Origin of the sequence: Bradyrhizobium sp. CCBAU 51745, from assembly GCF_028128715.1 — a bacterium.
Taxonomy (GTDB): Bacteria; Pseudomonadota; Alphaproteobacteria; order Rhizobiales; family Xanthobacteraceae; genus Bradyrhizobium; species Bradyrhizobium manausense.
Map to the genome: position 1 here is coordinate 94,604 of NZ_LBJP01000079.1, position 21,702 is coordinate 116,305.

Annotated in this window: 12 protein-coding genes and 2 pseudogenes; 4 read left to right on the plus strand and 10 right to left on the minus strand. The window is 57.1% G+C overall.

Going from position 1 to position 21,702, the window contains the following annotated elements; all coding sequences use genetic code 11:
• Positions 1 to 138 precede the first annotated feature (138 nt).
• Positions 139 to 411, minus strand: a complete 273-nt coding sequence (locus XH98_RS21400; protein WP_271598511.1) for a DNA -binding domain-containing protein — start codon at positions 409 to 411, stop codon at positions 139 to 141.
• A gap of 615 nt (positions 412 to 1,026) precedes the next feature.
• On the opposite strand from XH98_RS21400, the gene XH98_RS21405 reads away from it, so the two are divergent.
• Positions 1,027 to 1,308: a helix-turn-helix domain-containing protein gene (locus XH98_RS21405; protein ID WP_271598512.1), complete on the plus strand. Its 282-nt coding sequence runs from the start codon at positions 1,027 to 1,029 to the stop codon at positions 1,306 to 1,308.
• A gap of 459 nt (positions 1,309 to 1,767) precedes the next feature.
• On the opposite strand, the pseudogene XH98_RS21410 reads toward XH98_RS21405, so the two are convergent.
• From XH98_RS21410 to XH98_RS21440, 6 genes and pseudogenes are all read right to left on the minus strand, one after another.
• Positions 1,768 to 1,926: pseudogene (locus XH98_RS21410) on the minus strand (TlpA family protein disulfide reductase); the annotation flags it as partial.
• Between the two features lie 1,029 nt (positions 1,927 to 2,955).
• Positions 2,956 to 3,712 (minus strand): annotated as a pseudogene (locus XH98_RS21420) (transposase); the annotation flags it as partial.
• Between the two features lie 125 nt (positions 3,713 to 3,837).
• Complete coding sequence (locus tag XH98_RS21425; RefSeq protein ID WP_271619820.1) at positions 3,838 to 4,068, minus strand: hypothetical protein; 231 nt, start codon at positions 4,066 to 4,068, stop codon at positions 3,838 to 3,840.
• Positions 4,069 to 4,462: 394 nt separating this feature from the next.
• On the minus strand, positions 4,463 to 4,960 hold the full coding sequence (locus XH98_RS21430; RefSeq protein ID WP_271619821.1) for a TIR domain-containing protein: 498 nt from the start codon (positions 4,958 to 4,960) through the stop codon (positions 4,463 to 4,465).
• A 3-nt stretch (positions 4,961 to 4,963) separates the two neighbouring features.
• On the minus strand, positions 4,964 to 6,406 hold the full coding sequence (locus XH98_RS21435; RefSeq protein WP_271619822.1) for an SIR2 family protein: 1,443 nt from the start codon (positions 6,404 to 6,406) through the stop codon (positions 4,964 to 4,966).
• A 223-nt stretch (positions 6,407 to 6,629) separates the two neighbouring features.
• On the minus strand, positions 6,630 to 7,931 hold the full coding sequence (locus tag XH98_RS21440; protein WP_271619823.1) for a DUF2235 domain-containing protein: 1,302 nt from the start codon (positions 7,929 to 7,931) through the stop codon (positions 6,630 to 6,632).
• Between the two features lie 683 nt (positions 7,932 to 8,614).
• On the opposite strand from XH98_RS21440, the gene XH98_RS21445 reads away from it, so the two are divergent.
• From XH98_RS21445 to XH98_RS21455, 3 genes are all read left to right on the plus strand, one after another.
• The gene (locus XH98_RS21445; RefSeq protein WP_271619824.1) at positions 8,615 to 11,836 is read left to right on the plus strand and encodes a hypothetical protein; all 3,222 of its coding nucleotides are present in this window, start codon (positions 8,615 to 8,617) and stop codon (positions 11,834 to 11,836) included.
• Between the two features lie 199 nt (positions 11,837 to 12,035).
• Positions 12,036 to 13,310, plus strand: coding sequence for a hypothetical protein (locus tag XH98_RS21450; protein ID WP_271619825.1), 1,275 nt, complete (start codon positions 12,036 to 12,038; stop codon positions 13,308 to 13,310).
• Positions 13,311 to 13,356: 46 nt separating this feature from the next.
• Positions 13,357 to 15,639 carry a di-heme-cytochrome C peroxidase gene (locus XH98_RS21455; protein ID WP_271619826.1) on the plus strand — a complete coding sequence of 761 codons (2,283 nt, stop codon included), beginning with the start codon at positions 13,357 to 13,359 and terminating at the stop codon, positions 15,637 to 15,639.
• A gap of 736 nt (positions 15,640 to 16,375) precedes the next feature.
• On the opposite strand, the gene rpoN is transcribed toward XH98_RS21455, so the two are convergent.
• From rpoN to XH98_RS21475, 3 genes are all read right to left on the minus strand, one after another.
• Positions 16,376 to 17,803: an RNA polymerase factor sigma-54 gene (rpoN, locus tag XH98_RS21465; RefSeq protein ID WP_271619827.1), complete on the minus strand. Its 1,428-nt coding sequence runs from the start codon at positions 17,801 to 17,803 to the stop codon at positions 16,376 to 16,378.
• A gap of 664 nt (positions 17,804 to 18,467) precedes the next feature.
• Positions 18,468 to 19,253, minus strand: a complete 786-nt coding sequence (locus XH98_RS21470) for a LuxR family transcriptional regulator (RefSeq protein WP_271619828.1) — start codon at positions 19,251 to 19,253, stop codon at positions 18,468 to 18,470.
• Between the two features lie 1,116 nt (positions 19,254 to 20,369).
• Positions 20,370 to 20,993, minus strand: coding sequence for a J domain-containing protein (locus XH98_RS21475; RefSeq protein WP_271619829.1), 624 nt, complete (start codon positions 20,991 to 20,993; stop codon positions 20,370 to 20,372).
• Between the last annotated feature and the right edge of the window lie 709 nt (positions 20,994 to 21,702).

Consider the following 21,702-nt stretch of genomic DNA (forward strand, 5'->3'; position numbering starts at 1 on the left):
ACGGGGCTAATTGCATCCAATGATTGTGGCGCTTTCCGGCCGCTTGCGCACCGGGCACGCGTCACGCATGCACTTAATCGATGGAATGATCAACTTTTGCGATCTCAGGAATTCCGGCGATTCCGATATCTGCGCTCTTCATTGTTTTGGCCAACCGCCGCGTAGCAGATCGCGATAACCGTGGCCCGCAAGCCACTTGGCCCGAGCCAGATGACTTTCGAACGTGCGTCGCGTGCGATCCGGTTCAACGGTCGGGTCGAGCCCAAGCACAATGCGCGCGATTTCGCGCCAATCTGCCTTGTCAGCGTCCGCATCAAGAAGCCGCATGTAGGCGACAGCGTGCTCCTTGTCATATGACGTGAGCTCGTTCACGCTGGGCGCCAATTCTGCGATCTTCGGTTCGGCTGCCACGGCTTGGAACTCCTACGCAGCTGAAAACTCTATCGAAATCAGAGCCACGATAACTAACCTGAGTTCGTTTTGGTACCTATCCAATCGTCGCACGCCATCTCCCTTTCGGACCAAGACGGCAATCGCAGATCGGCTCACAATGACCTAGTGGCTCCATCCCGCACCCTTCCTCATCGCAGTCCATACTCGAAGTGGCTGCAGATTTGCCGTGTAACTAGGTTGTCCGTCTGTTCCCGGCGGGAGGACATGGTGGCCCGTGGTGATCGGCCCGCTCGCACACGTGAAAGACAATGGCCAGAACCAGTCAACTGGAGAATATTCATTTCCCTTTCGCGCCCGAGTTGAACGTTCATCCTACCCAGTCGCCGTGCCGGGAAACGCATCAGGTATTGCCGAGCGCGATTTCCCCCTCTGCCGCTAGCGGCATGCTATTGGCACGCGAGAACGCTCGCGATGGTCAACGGGAAGACGCACGCACTACAGGCGTCTGCATCTCACCCTTGCCTGATCGCTCAAAGCAATTGGGTAGGGCAACGACTGCTTGGGTGCGAGCTTATCGTAATAGTCTGGCTATAACCAGTGGTTTGATAATCATCGAAATGGCTGCCTTTGCGCATGAACGCTCGTGCGCTTGTGGCTTGGAATGTGCGCCGGATCCGCGTAGAGCGCGGCATTCCGCAGGAGCAGTTGGCCTATGATGCCGGCATCGACCGTTCATATATGGGGCGCATTGAGCAGAAGAAGGAGAACCCGACGGTTGATCTCCTGGACCGTATCGCCGCAACATTGGGTATTCACTTGTCCGAATTGTTCGCTGAGCCGGCCAAGGGTGCAATGCCCCCAAAGCCGATGTCCCGAGGACGCAAGCCGGTCCGCCTTCGCCGGAACAGGACTTAATTGTCGAGCAGCCATGTTTCAGATAACGAGGTCAGCAGGCGAGCTGGAGCCGCCCACGTGCTCCCTTCAATCGACGGCCGCCGATTCCGGTCTCCTGCTGCAGATGATGTCGCGCCAGTCCGCTTAGTGAACCCCGGAGCCGGCCGAGCATCTTCGAAATGAATCCTTGTGCCGCCCGCGTAAACCTAGGGACAGTAGCTTGAGCCTGAGGTTTTTGAAGAGTCTGTTTGCAGTTGTGGTCGGCTTGTCTGGTGTGGTTCGGGTGATGGTAGTCCCAACACCGGAGACTTCTGGAAGCGCATGGGAGGATTTACCCCGCTGGTGCGCGGAGGATGGCGTGGCGCGCTTGCCGAGACGCAATTGTAACGCTGCTGGAAAGGCTAAACTGGCAGCTTGCTATGACACAGTAAAACACCGGCACGAACGCGCCGGGATAGTTTCTGCCGGCCCTGCGCGATGCTCTACTAGATGAGGCATGACTTCCGTACATGGTCCGCACCAAGTTGCCCAAAATTCGACGATGTACACCTTCCCGGGCTGGAAGCTCGTGAGGGGCTCGCCTCGCAGCCAGTTCTCCACCTTGATGGGAGGAGCTGGGGACTCCATGCGCAGCACCATGCTATTCTCCAAAACTATTGCCACTCGTTGCGCGACTTTGTCCGCTAGCCGGTCTCTCTCAGAAACAGAGCACACGGGGTCAAGAGAAGCAGAGCATCACTCGTTTTGCGCATCTGTGTGCGCTCAGCCCTCACTCCGTGCTTCTGCATACCAATAGCAACAGGCGTGCCATCTCGGTCGGCACGCCTCAAGCGCCTGACTACGCTTTGAAAACTCCAAGGCGCCCCAAACGCAGCCGGTGTCTTGAACCTGACAAACTTTGTCCGGTGTCAGAAGTCGGACACGAAATCTTTGTGGGCGAGCGCTTGGTCATGCTAGCCGATCCGGCAAGACCTCGTGTCGAGGACTGCCGCCGCCCTAACGCATCCTGTAGCAATGGCCGATAGGATCGATTTCGCAAGGGAGGCGCGCTCCCGCTCCAGGGGTGACCAGCACGAACATTTGAATAGGTCTTCCCACCGCTTTCCGCGAGGCGATTGAGACGTCGATTTCGATGATGGCTTCTGAGCGGAGCCTCTTCAGCCGTCGTGACAGGGCGGTAGTAGAAAGCCCGGGCATTTCGCCGAGCACCTCGGAAGTTAGGCGGTGTTCTTTTTCGCAATCTCAACCGATGTGCGCGTCTACTCGATCGTATCGCATGATCAGATCTCGCCAAAGGTGAATGAATTCCGCTGTGGAATTCCTGTGCGATGCAGGAAATCGTCCAAACCTCAGGAAAGTGCGCCGCAAATAGATCCAGGACAAAAGTATGCTGAATCAAGATAACGAGCGTGGGGAAATCAAAACCATGGCAACCACCATGCTTTCAGACCCGCTGGCAATCCTTGCGGAGGACTTCAAGCAAGCCCTCCTGAGGAACTACTCCATCGGGCAGAAGGCCGCGGTTTCCGGTCATAATCGTCTTTCCACGATGGTAATAATCTCCGGTGCCGTTTTCTTCGACATGGCCGGCACCTATGCAGCGCCAGCCAAAATGCGAGTCGCCACTTGCCTGGCTGATCTTCTCTCGCCGCCAACCTTTGAGGCGCTTCGGTCGGCGCGCGGTTCGATCATGTGCAGCGCGGCCACCTGTTCGGCATGCCCGTCGGCCCGCGTCAGACAAGCGTCGGCCAGCAGGCCGTGGGGGCTCTCCATTAGTCAACGCCCGATGAAGCACAGCTTCGTCTCCTTATCCCTTTGCGGTGGAGACTGGCATCCGGCTCGGTGGTCGAAGCATGGGTGCCGTTTGAGTGTTTCTGACCATGGAAGTCCGCTTCAGCAATGCGCCCGCCGCCTTGCGCCGGCGGCTCGCCAGAGCCATCCTTCAGCTTCACGCTCTTGATCGAGGCCCAGGCCTCGATCAGCGTGCCATCGACCGAGAAGTGATCGCTCGACAGCAACTTCTTCGCCTTGGGCTGCGCCAGCACCGACGCCAGAAACCTGGCAGCGATGTCGCCTTCCAGCAACCGGTCGCGGTTCTTCGAGAACACCGAACCTTCCTAGCCTGCTTCGTTAGCGCCGATCCGACGAACCAACGGAACAGCGGGTCGTATTCCAGTCGCTCCATCAGAAGCCGCTCCGAGCAGATCAAGTAAAAAGCCTGCAACAGCATGGTCCGCAGCAGCTTCTTTGGCAGGATCGACGGCCGCCCAATCGGCGAATAGAGTGCGGCACACTCGCGCTCCAGCGTCGACAGCGCCTGGTTCACGATCGTCCGGATCGCTCGCAGCGGATGGTCACGCCGCACCCGCGCCTCCAGATCGACGTAGCTGAACAGCTCACCCGTTCGGTTGTCGCCGCCGCGCACGCATCATCTTCGAATTTCGTCGGAGCGAATGAATCACGGTCGCTGGTCGGCGGCGAGCACCTTTTTCAACGGCCTGCTAGGCACCGACTGCACGGCTCCCTGTCGAGTATTTCCGGTTGTCCCGCTTAGTTGCGCCACGCCTGTTTTGTCAACCTATCGAACCACATCTCCATGACGTAACGAGCATTAGGGACCGCCCGAAACTGTGTGTATGAATAGTGGTTGTTTTGCAGCCAAGTCCAGAACGTGCTGAAGCTGTACTGATGCAAGCCGTCCGGCGGCCGCGGCTCGTTCGCCTGCTCCATCCACTTGTCGAGTAAATGCGGCATGGCCGCTTCTGCTTCACCCTTCTTCACGGCGCTCTCCTGAGATCGGGCGGTTCTCACTCCACGCCCGGGTTATGTCGAATTTCTTCATACTCGCATATTCCCCGGGCGCGCCTGCTAGGAGAAACTCAGCACCGCGCAGCCATCGGCCCTGGAATCACACCAGACCATCGTGGCGTCAAGCTGCTGAACTCAGAGATGCGCCACCAGTCCGCGCGGACATAGTCATGTTCAAATCCCACGTCATACGGACGCGCCGGATTGCACCGATAACTCCCGGCCGTCCCGAATAAAACGCGCCGCCGAGAGGCCATCGTTATAGAGCCGCCCGATCCGGCAGCACGGGCAAGCTATTCCGGAAAACGCACCGTCCCACCCTGATTAGCCATCAAACAGGTGTCTTCGCAATGCAGCCTCCTACAAGCTAATGCTTACCACGAATATTGACCGCCTCTTCGACGGCATTGGCCAGATGCTTTGAAATCCAACCGTATTTGTCTTGGCTCGTCGCGCCTATCGGATTGTAACATTTGACGATAGACGACAACTTCTTCCCAGTATTGCCGAAGCCGATGTAATCAAATGGATTGTTTCCCTGCGTCGAGGTCTCCCCATCGAAGTTCTTCAGTCCGTGAATATGAATTCCCACTACGCCCAATCTGTTATCCCAAGCCTTTACGATCTCGTGATTGATCCATTTTCGATTGGCAGTGGCGCTACCGACTAGGACGATGCAGCACGTTCTGCCCTTCATCTGTTCGGCAATCCATTTCTTGATCGCATCATCACCGCCTTTCTTAACCTTCTCCCAGTCATTATCCGGCGCAGGCCTGTTACCTTCGATCGCACCGATATTGCGCACCTGACTGGCGCGCGCGTTGTCCGGCGCATAGTGAAAGCTGTAAAAACATTTGCGGACCATCGTTCAACCTCTCGTCAGATGCTCAATCAGTTTGATTATCGGTGCGATCAAATCGTTGGGATTCTTGACCATTTTCCCGAGCGGGCGCATCAACGCGCTGATCTTCGATGTGTCTTTGGGAAAATATGACTCGATCTTCCCAGTGACTTCCTTCCACAACTCTTCCGCCACCCAAGCCGAGGAGCCGATGGGTATCAGATGAAGCCCACGCGCCTTCGCTGCTTCGAATTCTAGGCGCACACCGTCCGCGCTTACGATTTCCCCATCGACCGACTTATTGCCCATGACAAAAATGGCAATCCCAGCTTGGGCAACTAGTTCATCCCGGTAGCGCTTGTAAGTCTGCGCCCGCACCGCCTCGTCGCTTATGCCAATGGGAAAGGGCCGCAGCACTAATTGCTCGTCGATGCTGCGGTGGCTCGTCGAATAGATTTGTTGAACCGCACCCTTCACCACAGCGCTGCCAATCCCGAGGCCGAAACCGCTTGTGATTCGCAAATTCTTATTAATCAGTTCCGCTGCCAGCTTGGACATGAATTCCTCGGTCGCGGACTGCCCCCAAGCTCCATAGTCGGCCGCGCTTCCCGATATAAAGACTGTCCTTCTCCTGAAACGGCGATCCATATCCGCGAGCAACCGCGTGACATCGTCGTAATCTTCAATAAAGATCGTCTTGATGTTAAATCGCATCAAATCTTGCGTGACAAGTTTTTGCTTTGTTTCGGCGTATTCAAAGCTGGCCTTGCTTTCCCCCTTGCCCCGGGTCCGCCTCTTCATCACGCAGAAATGCTGCCGCTGATGCTTTTCGAAGCGTGCTCTGATGCGCGAAAGAACGAAATCGAGATTGGGATCGGTGAAGCTAAAGCCCAGAAAAAGGAAGGTCTTTTCCACGAGGTCGCCCGACAAGGCCGTTATGAAAGGACCGTGAGTCAACGAATATCGTTCGTAGTCGTCCTTGCTCAAGATGGCTTCTGTGGGATGCTCAATGTCTCCGTGCATCTTGTAGACGACTGCATCGCGCCCTCGGCGCGTAGTGGCAAGTTGATTGACCGTATACTTGGAATCCACGCGCCGGCCGCCGGCCTCCAACGCCTTCTCTATCAATCGGTCGTAATTTGTCGTCCAGTAGGTTTGAACCGGCAATCTCGCCAGTAGCGAATGATTTTCAGTGGGATTCTTAAGGTCCGAAAACTCATCAATCAGCAGTTGGCTCAATTTGTGCCGATTATTGTTGTTGGCATTGAGATGATACTGGGCGAGAGCGACTAGGTCCGTCTCCTTGCCGACATCTAGACCGAGTCCCTTCGCGACGGGGGACATGAGCCCCAACCAGTCGACGTAACCTGCAGCTTTCGACATGCCGGCGCCGATAAATACGGCTGCATTGTTCTCGTCTAGCTCCTTTAGGTAACTGGCGAGAAAATCGTCCGTGTCTCTATCCGTCATGATTTAGCCTAAAAATCACTACCGCCTAAAGTTACAAGCCAATGCGCTAGTTGCAGTTGCTACAGCACCTGATTTCCTGCGGAGTAAGTCTGCCGAAAATTCAATGCAACCACCGCGTTCGCGCCTGAGGTAGATCATGGTAACGGTTGTCACAAGCCGCATGGCTAGATAGCAGCAGTAGATGGTCATCGATCGGTAAGCGCCACCTTCGCCCCACACGAGCCTACGGGTCCGACGCAACAACAGTAGGATCGTCAGCCCGCACACTTGATTGAAACTGAGCGGGATCAACTTTCTTGCGCCGCGCCCACTCTATGACGTTCGCCGGGCGATACGTTGGATCAGCTCGCCATCGCTTGAACACGTTTGCATCGATCGTCTCATTGACGTTGATGTGGGTGCCGTCTTCCCTAATATCCGGCTCCCTGCCGATGGTGCGATACAGGGGCGAAGTGAGCCACGCATAGAGACCAGAGCCAAAGGAGGCATACGAGTCAGCGATCGGCGCGGTAGCAGCCTCTCCATCGAGGTCGACCTCCGACCGAAACGACAGTCCGTGTAATTCCGCCTTCTTCATCATCCAACGCAACGGCGCCTGGGCGAGAAGATCCGTCCGATAGCCGCCCCCAACGTTGGCATGAGCACCTACAAACCATCGCTGCTCAACACCGGAAAGCGGGCGCGGCTTAGCGATAACCGCGTTAGGATCTTTTGGGTGATGAACATCCCAAAGGGTGGGAGCGAAGTCGTTGCGGTGCTCATCGATTGCACGAGCGTGATAGCCGTTCAAAATATGAATGCGCAATCCTGTCTGGAGATAATCGAATTGAGAACGGCTGATGCCGGGTATGTTCCCTGCCGCTAGGCCGACGGAGCCCACTGTATCCCACACGCCCATCACCTTTACTTGGGCTGGCTCAGAGTATTTGAGGAGCCACTTTTCTTGCTCTGTCAGCTTGCTGGTGTCTCCAGTCGCTGCGCTATCCTTCAATCGCCAAATACTCTCCTCATCGCCCTTCTTGTAGCGATCAAATAGCTCCGTCACCCCGATCGGAGAGCCGGCTTTCAGGACCCCATTGATGGCAACCAATCCAGCCAAAGCTCTGGCCGTGAAAGCGTCGCGGCTAAAGCCGAAAATAAAGATCTCGTCACCTTGGTTGTAGTTCTCGATGAGCCACTCGTAAGCCAGGCGAATATTCTCATCGAGTCCCTTACCGAAAACACCGCCCAAAAACCCATTAACCCCAACCTCATAGTAAACGAGTTGAGGTTTGCCATCCAACCCTTTGGCAGCGCAGAGAGCCCGCATCCGCCAGACGTTGGTATTACTGTTGACGCTGTTCCATGTCCCGTCGAGAAAGATCGCGAGGCGCTTTTGCTGCTGCTCTGCGCCTGCAAAGTTCGGCTGATTGCCACTCTTCTCTGCAGGACGACCGACGATCACTCCGATGGCGACAATGGCCACGATCGCGAGCAACAGCCCGATCGTGTGCCCGATGCGCTCAACCCACCGAAAAAACTTCACGGCAAGACTCCCGACGTCGGCCGCCCTCGGAGAGGAATCCGGCATGGACATGACTCAAAGTAAGGCTGACGCACGTCCAATCGTGATGAGCATCGCCCCTGGAACCGCCGTCATTCGTCAGCGATGGCCTCGGCACGGGGTGCAACACACCGCGCTGGCCGAACTTCGCAGCTCTTCAGACTAGAGCAGCGGCAGCGTCGGCTTTTTGCGTTTTCACAGGGAGTCACGATGAACAAAAGCGTAGGAGCTTGTTTTCAAGCCGCATGACGTCGCTATCCAAGGCCATTCGTTCACAGCTTAGGCGCGGACACTCTCGCACCTGTGCCTTGCAAGCGCTCATTCTCCTGCAGGCCACGGTGCAGTTCGCATTAGCCTTCTCAGCCATCTCAGCGGGGACATGCGTCGCCAACGATTCGGCGAGCGATGCAAAGAAGTCGGAAGTCATTCGGAGGAAAACTCTGCGATCGCCGCCTACAAGATATCGACAAACCCGGAACACTCCTGTAGGGAGGTGCAAATATGAAACGCGCTACCTAAGAGCGTGACCGTAATTCAATCTGTTTCAAGTAGCCCGTATGCTTGGGGCTCAACGCTTTAAATGCGAGCTGGCGCGAATGCCTGGTACCCGAGCCTATTTCAGTGGCTTGCCAGCGACCTCCGTAAATATGTGAGGAGATCACGCGATGACTGTGCGCGAGCAGCTGTTTACTTTGTTGCGCAACCTTCGATGGATAATTGTTCTGTCAGTAGCTATCTCGGTGTTGCTCTACCTGCCAGATCAGATCCAGGAGCTCTACCGGATAGCCGCCGACGACCTTGGTTGGGTGACGTTCAAGGAGTTCGCTGCCTTGGGCGTGATTGCCATAGCGATTTGGACAAGTGCGTTTCAGCTCACAACTGCGTCCCTGCCGCAAATCCCCAGGCCTTCGGGGCGCCTGGCTTTCTATATTAGACTGGCTCCCGTCCTGCTTGGGGCACTACCGATCATTGCCGCCACAGCCGGCCAATTCGCCTCGCGGCCGGCGCAAAAAATTGGCGAGGTTGAGGAAGTCGGAAGTATCTTCCGCATTCAAGACCAGGCGCTCGCGTTTGAGCGGAACATGCTGTTCATCCTCGCAATCGCCATGCTGGTCATGCTGGTCTGTTTCGTTGCATTTACTTGGCGAATAGGATCAAGAGATCGCTCGATTGATTTGGCGAGCCGCGCCAACAACGCTTACTTCATCCGCTATCGGTTTCTCGCACTCTCAATCGGCGGCATCGTGCTGTTGACAGCAGCATTCCTCATGCTGCCGGATAGGCTCGCACAATTTCTCGGATCGTTCGGCGTGATCGCTCTCTTTGCGGTGTGTGTCATTGGTCTCACGGTCCATTTTGCTCTCTTGACGATCCGATTTGCGTTTCCTTTTATTCCGGTTGTCTTTGGCGGGTTGTTTCTGCTTGCCTCCTTGTTGGCAGGTGACGACCACGAACTGCGCACTGTCTCTGAAGCAAATAGCCAGCCGGAAAGGCCGCGCATGTCTGCAGCCGCCGCATTCCGCGAGTGGCTTTTACAAAAACCGCGAGTGGAGGAAGCCAAGAGGCTCGGCGAATATCCCGTCTTCATTGTGGCGGCTCAAGGCGGAGGGATCTATGCCGCCAACAATGCGGCGCGGTTTCTCGCGCGGATGCAGGATCTCTGTCCGGCATTTCGCCAACATCTGTTTGCGATAAGCGGTGTGTCCGGAGGCAGCGTCGGTTCGGCAATTTTCGCCGCTGCGCTCCACGCCGAGAATGCGTCTCTTGATTCGAATGCCCTCGACGCAAAGACCTGCCCCAAAATCGCGGATTTCCTGGCTGGGGTTGGACGGGTCCAAGATATTGATGCTCCTGGGCCGGTCGAGCAGCGCGTTGCAGGCGTCCTGGCAACCGATTTTCTGTCGCCTTTGGTTGCCGGCTTTTTGTTTACTGATTTCACGCAGATGTTTTCACCGTTCGCGATCCCGGCCTTCGATCGCGCGCGCTTTCTCGAATACACTTTGGAGAACGCCGGTGACAGAGCCTTCGGCAGTAACAAGGGCAGCGGCAATCAATCCAATCTGCTAAGGGCTGATTTCCAGTCCCATTGGACGCCCGACAACAACATGCCGGCCCTGCTGTTCAACACGACGGATGCCGGCAGCGGCAAACGGGCGGTCATCTCTCCCTTTGACTTCGATCCGCTGCATCCCAAAGACACGGACCTCTGTGTTCTTGCAGCGCTTGAACGTGCGGGCACTGGGACGGACCAAACGGTCAAGAGCCACTCGCTGCGTATCCCGCTCAGCACGGCCGCTTTTACGAGCGCACGTTTTCCGTGGGTGACGCCGGCGGCGACCGTCTCAGTCAAAAACGACTGCATAACCTCTCATCCGCAGGCTCGCTTGGTGGACGGCGGATATGTGGAGAACTCCGGGATTGAGACTGCGCTCGATTTGGTTGAAAAGCTTAACGCCATCAAGGGCACCTCCGATGCGCCGAAATTCAGGATTTACCTGCTGTCTCTCGTCAGCGGACAGTTCGGTGACCATGGTTCATTCATGTTCGGCGAGCTCATGGAGCCCGTACGCGCGCTTCTGAGCACGCGAACCTCCCGAACCTATGTCGCTCTCAATCATGCAGCGAGCATTGACCGTCGGCCCGACGCCGAAGTGACGCCCAGTGTTCAGCGCTTTCCAACGTTCGGCCGCACGGACATCACGGGTTTGTTTTATAGCCTTCCACTCGGCTGGACGTTGTCCCAGAAAACTGAGGATATCATCTCATTGAGTAGCGGGCGCTTTTGGGACTGCGTGCCGAAGGACGACTTCGATCAGTCCCGAGAAAGGCAGAGCAATGCAGATTGTCTGCAGGTGAAGCTGTTCCATCTTCTGAATGGATCGGTCGTGACCGCATTTGAAACGCTGAAGGATGCTAAACTTGCACGGGCTGCCTACGCCGACGAGCTGGCGAAGGAATATCAACCAACTCCAAAGATCAAGCCGCAGCCATTACTTGCTTGTTATGAGAGCAATTGGTTGCAACAGCGCGGTTATGAGGAATATCAGAAAAACGTCGCCGCCTACGAGCACCAGCTGAATGAATCGAGCAAAGATCATTCGCCGGCGCCTTCACCGGTTCCGCCATATCGCAAGAGCTATATGGCCTACTATCAGGCCGAGCAGGTCAAAGCCTTGTTGCAGGAATGGGATCGCGTCGAGGAAACAGACCCCCGTATCCTCGCCTATATTCTCGGATCCGTCTCTTACGACAGCGCCGATTTTACTCGCAGCAGCGAGAACTTTTCTTACAGCGCGGTTTCTCAACTCCCGCAGAAATGGCGCGATCGCATTGACAAAAATAACTCAAGGCTTCTGGCCGCAAACAAGCCCGCGGTCGACGTGACCTCTTTGCTTAATCATCCCAAGGAACTGGCCAATTTCGTGCTCGCTTACGACGACAACGACTTTGGCAACCAGCCCGGAACGGACGACGGCTGGGTGTTTCGCCCGCGAGGAATGTATCAATTGGTCGGCCGTGAGCAGTACCAGGAAGCGCAGGATCAGATGCAGCAGCTGGGTGAACTGCAAGGTCTTGATCTGCTAACGCTACCCGACGCGCTATGGGATGCGAAGATCTCCGCCAAGGTCACTTTCGCTCACTTCCGGTTGCACCGGTATAAGGACGACCGGTTATCTCCGCCGAACAACCGCCGAACGCTGTTCGAATTGCTCAAGAATCGTACGAGCGACTGGACAGCCGTGCGCGCGTTGCAAACGGATATGGCGCATGCAGCTGACCGCGCGCAGATCAATGCACGCAGTGAGATGTTCCTCGGCTGTATCGGGGAGGCGTTGCATCCGACGAAACTCAAGACCTTGCAAAGCCAATTCTACGGCGAGGAATGAAGGGGTTGATCCGGTCGCCGCATTGCCTTGGCGAGGCGCGCAGCGGCGTGATTGTTCGACAGCAGATGTTTAAAATTTTGGTCTTACAAGGGGATTTCCAATGATTGCGAGGGGTCAAATCAACGGATCATTGTTTCCGCGACGGCTTGCGAGCTTGTTAGCGGCGGGCGTGATGTTCGCCGCAGTTTTGGAGGTAGGAATGGCTCCAACGCAAGCGGCGTCGAGGCCGCTTGCGCCCAATGATGTGTCCATTCTCTTTCCTCCACCGAAGTCGGCGGCCGACCTCGCCAACCTGATCGCCGTGTCCGAGCTTGCCGGCCCTTCGGGATCGCCGCAGCGGCTGTTTTCCGACGCGGATTTCGCGCGCTTTATCGCCAATGCCGAAAGTCCGGAGCATCCGAGCGTGCCGGAGTCGGGTGCACGGCACATTCAGTTTCCCGATGAAGTGAAAAAGATCAACGCCTGGTTTGTGGCAGGCATCCGGATCGATCCGGGCGCACCGGGATTGTCGCCGGAGATCATCGCGAAATTTGGCCGCCAACCGCAAATCCGCCTGATTATTCAGCCAGTAACCAATGGACCAAGCGGCTTCAAGGTTCATGACACTGCGGGTCACCTTATCTTCAGCTTCACGCTCGATGCGGATCCGCCTCTGGACGGCTGCGCGCCGTTCCCGCGATTCAAACCCGACGACGAAGCATTCAAGGCAGTCGTTCGTGACGTCGCGACCTTGCGCGATGAGCTTGGAGCCGGACATTTTGGCAATGTCAAAGTCTCGACTTCCGGTGATCTAAATGTGCATCCGGGTCTTGTAGGGGCATCGGCGAAGGCGTTTCGCAATGCGATCAAGGCCTTGCTTGAGAAGCATCTCTCACCGCAGCGCCTCAACACCATGGCCGTGATGGGCATCGCACCGCCCGAACCGTGGGTTTTCGTATCGATGTTGAGGGTCCCGCAAGCGGGCTTGATAGCAGTCCCCGGTCCGACGCTGGATGGCATGTACGCCGCACAGATGTTCAGCATGATCGGCGAAAGGCACGTGGTCCCGCAACCGGTCACGAACAATCAAAATCCGGTCACCTGTCGACACGCGGCATTGCAGAATCCGCCCTTGCCTCAAGCAGATCGTAAGGGTGTTTCGACCTCCGAGTTCATCGATGGTAACGTGCCCAACAGCCGCGTCATCGAGATCGTCGATACCATTGCCGATCCAAAGAAGAGCCATTTCTTCAATACCGATTGCGTGAGCTGTCACACTGAGACGGCACAGCCACTCGCCAGGAAAATTCAAAATTTCGCAGTGCCTGGCGTGAACCGGGCGGTCTGGCCCAAAGAAGACTGGAATCTCCGCAACTTCGGTTGGTTTCCATCCTTTTTGCACGGCGGCCCGGCCGCAGCGACGATAACCAAGCGCGCGGCTGCCGAGACCGCCGACGTGGTCACCTTCATCAATAGCCAATTGCTGAACAAGTAACAGACGCCGTCGCCGTTTCCGGTAGCCTGCCGGGCCGGCTGGACGCATGAAAAAGATCGATGGAGTCTTTGCTATGGGGAGACCTTCTTTTGGCTCTCGTCTTTATTCCTGGTTGATGCGCTGGCCTCATATCAACAGCCTGGTATTAGCAATCGTCGTTGTCGTGATCGTGGCGGCCGGCCTGGTGTATTTCGCCCCGGAGAAGGTTCGCGACGCAGCCCTTAAAATCAAGAACGATGCCAATCTGGTCGCTCAACTACTGCCTGCGACCCTACCCCAGCCATCAAAAATCGAAAGTGCTTATTGGCTGCCGCAAAATTGGAGCTCCGGCCAGCGTTACTGGTTTCACCACACATCGCAGGGGACAGCGACCATCCCCGTCCCTTATCAGTGGTTTTTGGCCCTGGAACGCCCGGAGCTGTCCTTCTCTTACACGAGCTTAACGGACGAGAACTACCTGCGCCGCCTCGGCTTCATTCCGAGTCCCAGCTCAAAGGACTTCGCCGGCAATGCGGCCGCCTACGGTTATCACGACGATGCGCTGAATGGGGACACATCCGACCCCGATTGGACTCCAAGCGCGCCCGAGAACCCGAATGCTTTGCCGGTCGGCTTTGCCATCCTCAAGGGCGGCGTCGATCCGACGACTGGCGCCCCGTATGAAGATCAGATTGGGCTAACCTGCGCCGCCTGTCATACAGGTCACCTCGAATACAAGAGTGTCAGCATCCGGTTCGACGGCGGGCCGGCGATGATCAATCTGGGCGAGGTAGAAAGAGCCATCGGGCTGTCGATTGGCTACACGCTGATCTTGCCATGGCGTTTCGAGCGTTTCGCCAGCAAGCTGGAGCAGATCAAAGGGCGGAGCGTTGATCGAAAGCAGCTGCGAAGCGATCTTGAGCTAGCACTTCAGAAGATCAAGAACCAAAAGGCAGAGACCGACAGACTTTTGACGGGACAGGGAGTGACGGACCTCGATGAAGGGTTCGGTCGACTTGATGCGCTGAACCGGATCGGAAACCAGGTTTTCTATAGCAATCTACTCGATCCCGTAACCGGCGTACTCAGGGACCCGCTCCTCAAGGGCAACTTTGCGCGCCATGATGCCCCCGTGAGCTTTCCACCGATCTGGGACACGCCGTATTTCCTTTGGGCACAGTATGACGCTTCTGTTCTCAACGAACTCGTTCGGAATGCAGGCGAAGCGCTCGGCGTCAGCGCAAAAATCAATATGACCGCTGCCGCTCCCGAACGACCGCTTTTTGCGTCCTCTGTACATCTCTCCGACATCGCACGGTTCGAAGAGCTTCTGCGCGGCACCGATCCCTTTTCGTCCGAAGATGGAGGAGGCAGAAAATTCACCGGGCTCGTAGCCCCCCGATGGAAGCACGCGCAGGAGAAATTCCGCGGTGACCCGGCCTGGGCGATCGATGAAAAGCTCGTTGAACAAGGTCGCGATCTTTATCGTGCCCACTGCTTTGAATGCCACCGAGGCCCGGTGAACGATGCTGCCTTCGACAAAAAGTGGCCGGAAGACTCGTTCTGGCGCGCAGAGAACCCCGATCGCTCAGCCAAGAGCGAGAAGAATTGGGTAGAGATCGGCGGACGGCATTATTTTAATGTCGTCCAGATGCCGGTCTCGGCGATCGGTACCGACCGCCAACAATCTAACGTCCTCACCACGCGGCGCATTCACTTACCCGAGTCACTCGGATTGAATCCTGCAGATGACCTCAACAAAGTCGGAGGTTGCGGCCTTCTAGCCGATAATGGAGCAGATCCTCTGTTTGTACTCGCGCTCATGGACGTGGTCGGCAAAACGATCGACCAATGGGTCGTTGCGAACGGCGCTTCTGAAGAAACCAAGCGGCAAATGTGGGGGCCGAGGAAGAACTGCCAAAACCAGCGAGTCTATGTCGGGGCGCGTGCGAGCCGCAACGGCAAGGACGAAGTCGTTGTCGCCCTCGAGCCTCAGTACCGGGCACGCCCGTTGGACGGTGTTTGGGCGACGGCTCCTTATCTGCACAATGGGTCCGTTCCGACACTCAGAGACATGTTGATGCCGCAAGCCAAACGGCCGACGTCGTTTTGCGTCGGCAGTCGTGCGTTCGATCCGGTCAATGTTGGGCTTGTCACGAAAGCACAGGTGACCGACAGCTGTGCGGCCGGCCTGACGAACTTCGATGTGTCGCTGCTTGGGAACAGCAATCGGGGGCATTCGTTCGAGGGCAAGGAAACCGACTTGAGGAAGCTGCCGCCTGGCGTCATAGGACCAGAATTGACCAACGCCGAGCGGCGAGCGCTTGTCGAATATCTCAAGACCTTATGAGCGATTATCGCTCAGCCGCCGACCTGTGTGTGTCGGCATTGCTACGTTGGACCTTCTGCCGAATTCGGACGCGCCGCGTCAGAAGACGCGCCATTCGGCAGATCCGTCCATGCTCAGCCGACGGGCATGGCATCGCGCCTGCCGAGGCCTCGTCGATCGTCTTGAAGCCGCCATGAGCTCGCCGGTCCTGAGCAGAACCCTTTGGCGCAAAGCTGGCGATCCGGCCGGACCTCCGCCTGGTGATGCCAGCCGCGGCTTACAATTGTGCCTCGACAAGCTGTGGCCGACCGTCATGCCGTAGAAAACGTGCAACGCACAGACGGTCTGGTTGAGGGCCGGCTTAGAGATCCTGGTCACCACCAGGTGAACCTAGAACGCATGAACATCCTCCAAGCAGGCGATCGGCGAAAATATCGGCTAAATTCGATACTGCGCTGAGATATCATAGGTTGCGTCCTCCGCGACAAATTGCGACCGTCATATCCTCGATCATGCGGCGGCGGAGAGGTCTCTCACCTGGGCCATCAGAAAACCTCCTGTCTGAAGGGTTCGGCTCTGAGAACGTAGATCTCTCGGACGGCGTCAGGCCATTACTACCAAATGCCGCACCAGCAGCATCGTTCAATCACCAATCACCAGATCTCGCTCCAAAGGTCCGCTTCCAGGTAAATACAAGGCGTCGCTTCTGGATTCCAAATCGAGGGCTGGGAGTTTCTTCGCCGAGGCCAGTTCCGCCCTATTCTCGGCGGTTGATCGTTGACCACTCATTGTCGCGGCGGCGTTGCACCGAGGAGGGAATGCCCATGCCTTCGCGGTACTTCGCGACCGTGCGGCGCGCAATATCAATGCCTAAGGCGCGCAACCGTTCCACGATGGTGTCGTCCGACAGGACCGCGGAGGGCTCCTCCGCATCGATCAACTGCTTAATGTGATGACGCACGGCTTCGGCCGAATGCGCCTCGCCGCCGTCGGCCGAAGCGATCGAGGCGGTGAAGAAATATTTCAACTCGAATGTGCCACGATTTGTCGCCATGTACTTGTTGGCGGTGACGCGCGACACCGTGGATTCATGCATCTGGATGGCGTCGGCGACGGCCTTCAGGTTCAGCGGCCGCAAATGCGCGACACCGTGGGTGAAGAAGCCGTCCTGCTGGCGCACGATTTCCGTTGCAACCTTTAGGATGGTGCGGGCTCGCTGGTCGAGCGCGCGCACGAGCCAAGTGGCGTTCTGCAGCGCATCGGTGAAGTAAGACTTTTCGGTCTTGCCGATCTTCTTCGACAGCTCAGAATAGTAGGTCTGGTTGACCAGCACGCGCGGCAAGGTGTCGCTGTTGAGCTCGACATGCCAGCCGCCATCGCGATCCGGGCGGACATAGACGTCGGGCACCATGGTCTGCAAACGAATCGAGCCGAACTTCATGCCGGGCTTCGGATTGAGCCGGCGGATCTCGCCGATCATGTCGGTGATGTCCTCGTCGTCGACGCCGCAAAGCTCGCGCAAGCTGACGATGTCACGCTTGACCAACAGATCGAGATGCTCGACCAGGGCCTGCATCGCCGGATCGTAGCGGTCGAGCTCGCGGAGCTGGATCGCGAGGCACTCGCTTAAGGACCGCGCACAGACGCCGGGCGGATCGAATTTTTGCAGCACGGCGAGAACGTCCTCGACGTCCTTTTGCGTTGCGCCAAGCCGCTCGACGGCCTGGCCGAGATCGGGCGGCAGGTAGCCGGCCTCGTCGACGAGATCGATCAGGTACTGGCCGATCATCCGCTGCGCCGCGCCGGTGAAGGCGACCGAGAGCTGCTCGGCGAGATGGTCCGACAATGTTGTCTCGGCCGCGACAAAAGCTTCAGGATTGTAGTCTTCATCACCCGAGGCGCCGCCGCCCCATTCGGTATAGGTGGTCGGCGCCGCGTCCTGGGCGTCGCGCGCTTGGGAGTCCGCCAGCTGTTGGCCGCTGACCTGATCGACCTCAGTCGGGGCTTCGTCGCCAGCTGCAGCTTCACTGGCTCGCTCGAGCAGCGGATTGCACTCGAGCTCCTCCTCCACGAAGGTCATAAGGTCGAGATTGGATAATTGTAGCAGCTTGATAGCCTGCATCAGCTGCGGCGACATGACCAACGACTGCGATTGCCGAAACTCTAGTCTTTGCGTGAGCGCCATGAAGCAAGAACCGTTACTGAAGTTGGTCCGCGTTTTGCTCATCTAGTCAGGAGTTGATCCACGCGCTTTGATGTCGCGCAAAACAGATGCAAGTTGAGAATTCTGATGAAGGCAGCGGACAACTGGACGGCGACAAACCTGTCGGGATTCCCTCGTCAAGTCCCATTGTGCGCGAGACTAGGAAATAGAGATTAGGATCCTTGAACCCGTCCATCGCGTTGAGCAACCTGTTAACAACACTTGCTCGCAAGAACCTATTGCATCGCGATTCTCGCCAATCAGATTGACATCCTCGATCTGAGACGCAGGTAATTTCGCATCAATCTTGCGAGGATCGCGTGCTTGATATGACAAAGCATGCGATTTAGCGCCGGAGCCGTGCATCGTCCGTAGGTGGAAATCCAACCTCCGAGAGGCGGACTGGTCCTGGCGACGAGACTTGCATGCAACGCGACGCCCCAAGGCTCACACCAGGCACTGCTGAGAGACATCGCATACGCGCGCCTGATGCGCTTGCCCGCCTAGTTATCTGGTCTGAGCCGCTTCCGTTGCGGTGCATCGTTGAACCCAGTCGAGATCGGATGTCCCGCTCCGCGGTAGATGAATGGGAACAGCAGAGCCCGCCCGGGAACGGGGCCTTTCGCTTTTTTAAACGCGCATGGAATTAAATGAGGCGGCGTCGGGTTGCTATAGCGACAGCATTTGTCCGGTTCGCCGCCCCTAGCTTTCTGATGACGTTCTTCATATGAAAATTGACGGTATTCTGGCTGACCTCAACAAGTTGCCCGATTACCCAGGCTGACTTCCCCTCTCCGACCCAGTATAGGCACTCTGTTTCTCGCTCTGTTAGCGGAATGTCTGTCTTGAAATCTTCATCAAGCGGCGGTGTAATCTGTGCGACAGCGTTGTGAAACGCCGACGCCAATGTCGTGAGATGAGCCATGCGATCCCGTGGATCGGCATCATCGAAGGGAGATGCAAACGATACGAAAGCCAATCGGCCTTGCGATCCAAACAATGGCACGCTTATGCCATGCTTAAGACCTGCTTCTCTGGCCTCGTGCAAGACGCGCAGCTCACGGGGCTGCAGTTCATATCGACTGGTTAGCTCATCCCAAAGAAAGGGGCTTGGCAGCATTGCTGTCCGCCGGACCACCGGGTCGATCGCTCGATACTCCTGCTCAGCATAGCGTTGGCACCAATCTGACGGGAAATTTATAGTTGGCGGGGGCGGCAGATACTCCGGCAGACGACGCTCATTCGAGCGGGTGAGTGCTCCGTACGCGACTTTATCGAAGCCTTCATTGCTCGAGCAATTCACAAGAAGATCGAACAGCGCTTTGATTGACTTTGTCTGTATGGCGCATTCGACGAAGCTGAATAGGTCGGGACCGCGGCTTTCCCGGCCCCTTAAAGAGATTGGCATTTTGCCGTGCGATTGGTCATCCATTTCTATTTCCATTTTGCATACACAGTTGGGGTCCGCTTGTTTCAGCTGAACGCTCGCGCGCGAAGGAAAGCGCCGGGCCCGAAATGTTTGACCGGGTCCCTGCTCGCGCAGAGAAGATAGCTGGAGCAAACCGACGTGCGCCCGAAGGTTGAGCCAAGGCGATGCTGATTTGTTCGTCGCTGACCGGGCGGGTTACTATCCAAGAGGCCAAATTGAACGCGAGCGCATCCAGACTCTCGAAAGAATGGCTGGCAGATGACGCCATGTTTGCGGCGGACAAGGTCAGCACTTGTCACAAGAACATACCAGAATCCCGAGCGCCAACCTAAGGACGTGTGCTCGACACAGAACTCTCCGCGCAGCTTGGCACACCTCAGGTCAGGGACCGGTGCAGCGCTTGTGCATGTTGGGCCGCGACTCGCGGACATTGGCACGTAGCTGCTTGATGAGGATGACAGCATGTATGCGATCCTCAGGGCTTTCCAAGAACCATCAGGATGGGCACAGCAATTCTCGCACCACTTTCCGATCGACAAAATGGCCCGTTAAGAGAGGCACTCAGAGGAAAACGACCTCGTCTGAGGTGTTTGAGCGGATGTGGCATACGTCAAACATGCGACAACGTCTCAGGCCCGACATCGAATTGATATGGATCAAGATCAAGGCCGGATGACTCACCCTGCGTTGGCGCGGAACGCGGATGGGCGCTGCCTGTGAGTGTGGTCCTAAGGCGCGAGCCAAATCCAGTACGAGCCTTCCCATCCATGAATTGAGCAGCGGAGCAGCAGTTTAGTCTAGCGGGGTCTTTGAGAGGACCGGCGCTTTCGGAGTTTCGCTGTGGCGCGCCTTTCCGAATTGTCCCATTACATCACGAGGACTTGCCCCCTGCTCGGAAAGCCGAGAAGAGAGCGAAAGAGGAAAGAATCACGGAAGGCTCGTCGTGGTTTGATCTGCGGAAGGCAGTTGATAAAGACTCCGGGTGACTTGGCGAAGATGTTGCCTACGGGCGCAAGGTGGGGGTTTGAAGCGGATTACACGCCAGCTCGGATGCAGCCTCCACACGATCAAGGTCTACGCAGCGGCGGGTGGGGTGAAGCCGTTCAAGTCGTGTCCGGGCTAGCTCTCGCGCACCACGGTCTTCAGGTAATGGTAGGCCTTGATGATCTCGACCAGGCGGTCCTGCTGAGAGCGATCGCCGCCATTGGCATCGGGATGGTGCTGTTTGACCATCGCCTTGTACTTTGCCTTGACATCTCTGAGCGTCGCATCGACATTCAGGCCCATCACCTGCAACGCTTTCCGCTTGGCATTAAAAATCTTGCGCTCCTCAGGCTTGGCCTCCGAGCGAGGGCGGGCACTGGCGCGTCCGCTCAGCTCCGCGAGCATGTCAAATGCATCGCAGGCGTCCTTGGAATCGGCCGCGCTGCCGCTCATTTTACGAGCGCTGATGTTCTCGCCCATCTTCCAGGTTGGACGATGGCCGATCAGCTCGTCCTTCTGGAAGCGCGCGACCGCTTCCGCGTCCATCCCCGAGAAGAAATTGTAGGACCGATTGTATTCGCGAACATGGTCGATGCAGAAGTGCCAATATTCGCGCGCATTGCCGCGACCCTTTGGCGCGGGATGGGTAGCCTTGTTCAGGCAATCAGGCCATTCGCATAGCGCCGCGGTCTGCGGCTCCTGCGCTTCCTTCTTGTTGATGCGAATGGAGGCGAAGAGTTTGGATACGTCGATCGGCATGACCCGGCCCCGTTGGCGGAGCGACAGTTAACAGCGCCACTCCTGAGCTTGAGAATTGGTTTGAACGGTAGATCTGACTCGGCTCGCGTCTGGTCCAGTGGCGTGATGTAGCAGCCGCCTCCCAGCAATCGACATGCCAGGGCTGTCGAGCTTGGTTCGGACAATCACCTCTTTGCGATCTCAGATCGACGCGATTGCAATTTGCCGTCGGGCTCTGCACATAGGGGGCTTGAACGGGGGCCGGGTGAATACGAAGAAAGCGGGGGCTATGCAGCACTCTCGGTGATGACGCGCTCGGAGAGGCAGCATAGCAAGGCGGATGGCGAACCCTGCGAGACCTTCTCCGCGATACGGCCCGAAGGAGGATCAACATCATGCCCTTCTCAACCGTCTGTGGTTGATCATGCAAGGGTACAGATTCTCCGCAACAGAGCGCGTGATCTGTTCGCGGGGTTGTCGAGACGGAACTGCCGCGTTCGGCAGACGCCGGCGAGCGAGCTGAAGCCGCCGCGGATGGTCACGCCGGCCGTGCGGCACGGCTACGGCCCGCCGCGCGACCTCGCAACTGACTTCGGCGCGATCAAGGCTGCCAGCCCAAAGTGAGGGCCGACGTGCGAGCGGCTCGCCGGTTGGATTCCCTTCAGGCTTAGGTGATTTGCCAGTCCGTGTGCGGCGTACCGGCAGCCTCGATCGCTCCTGCCGGCTCCTT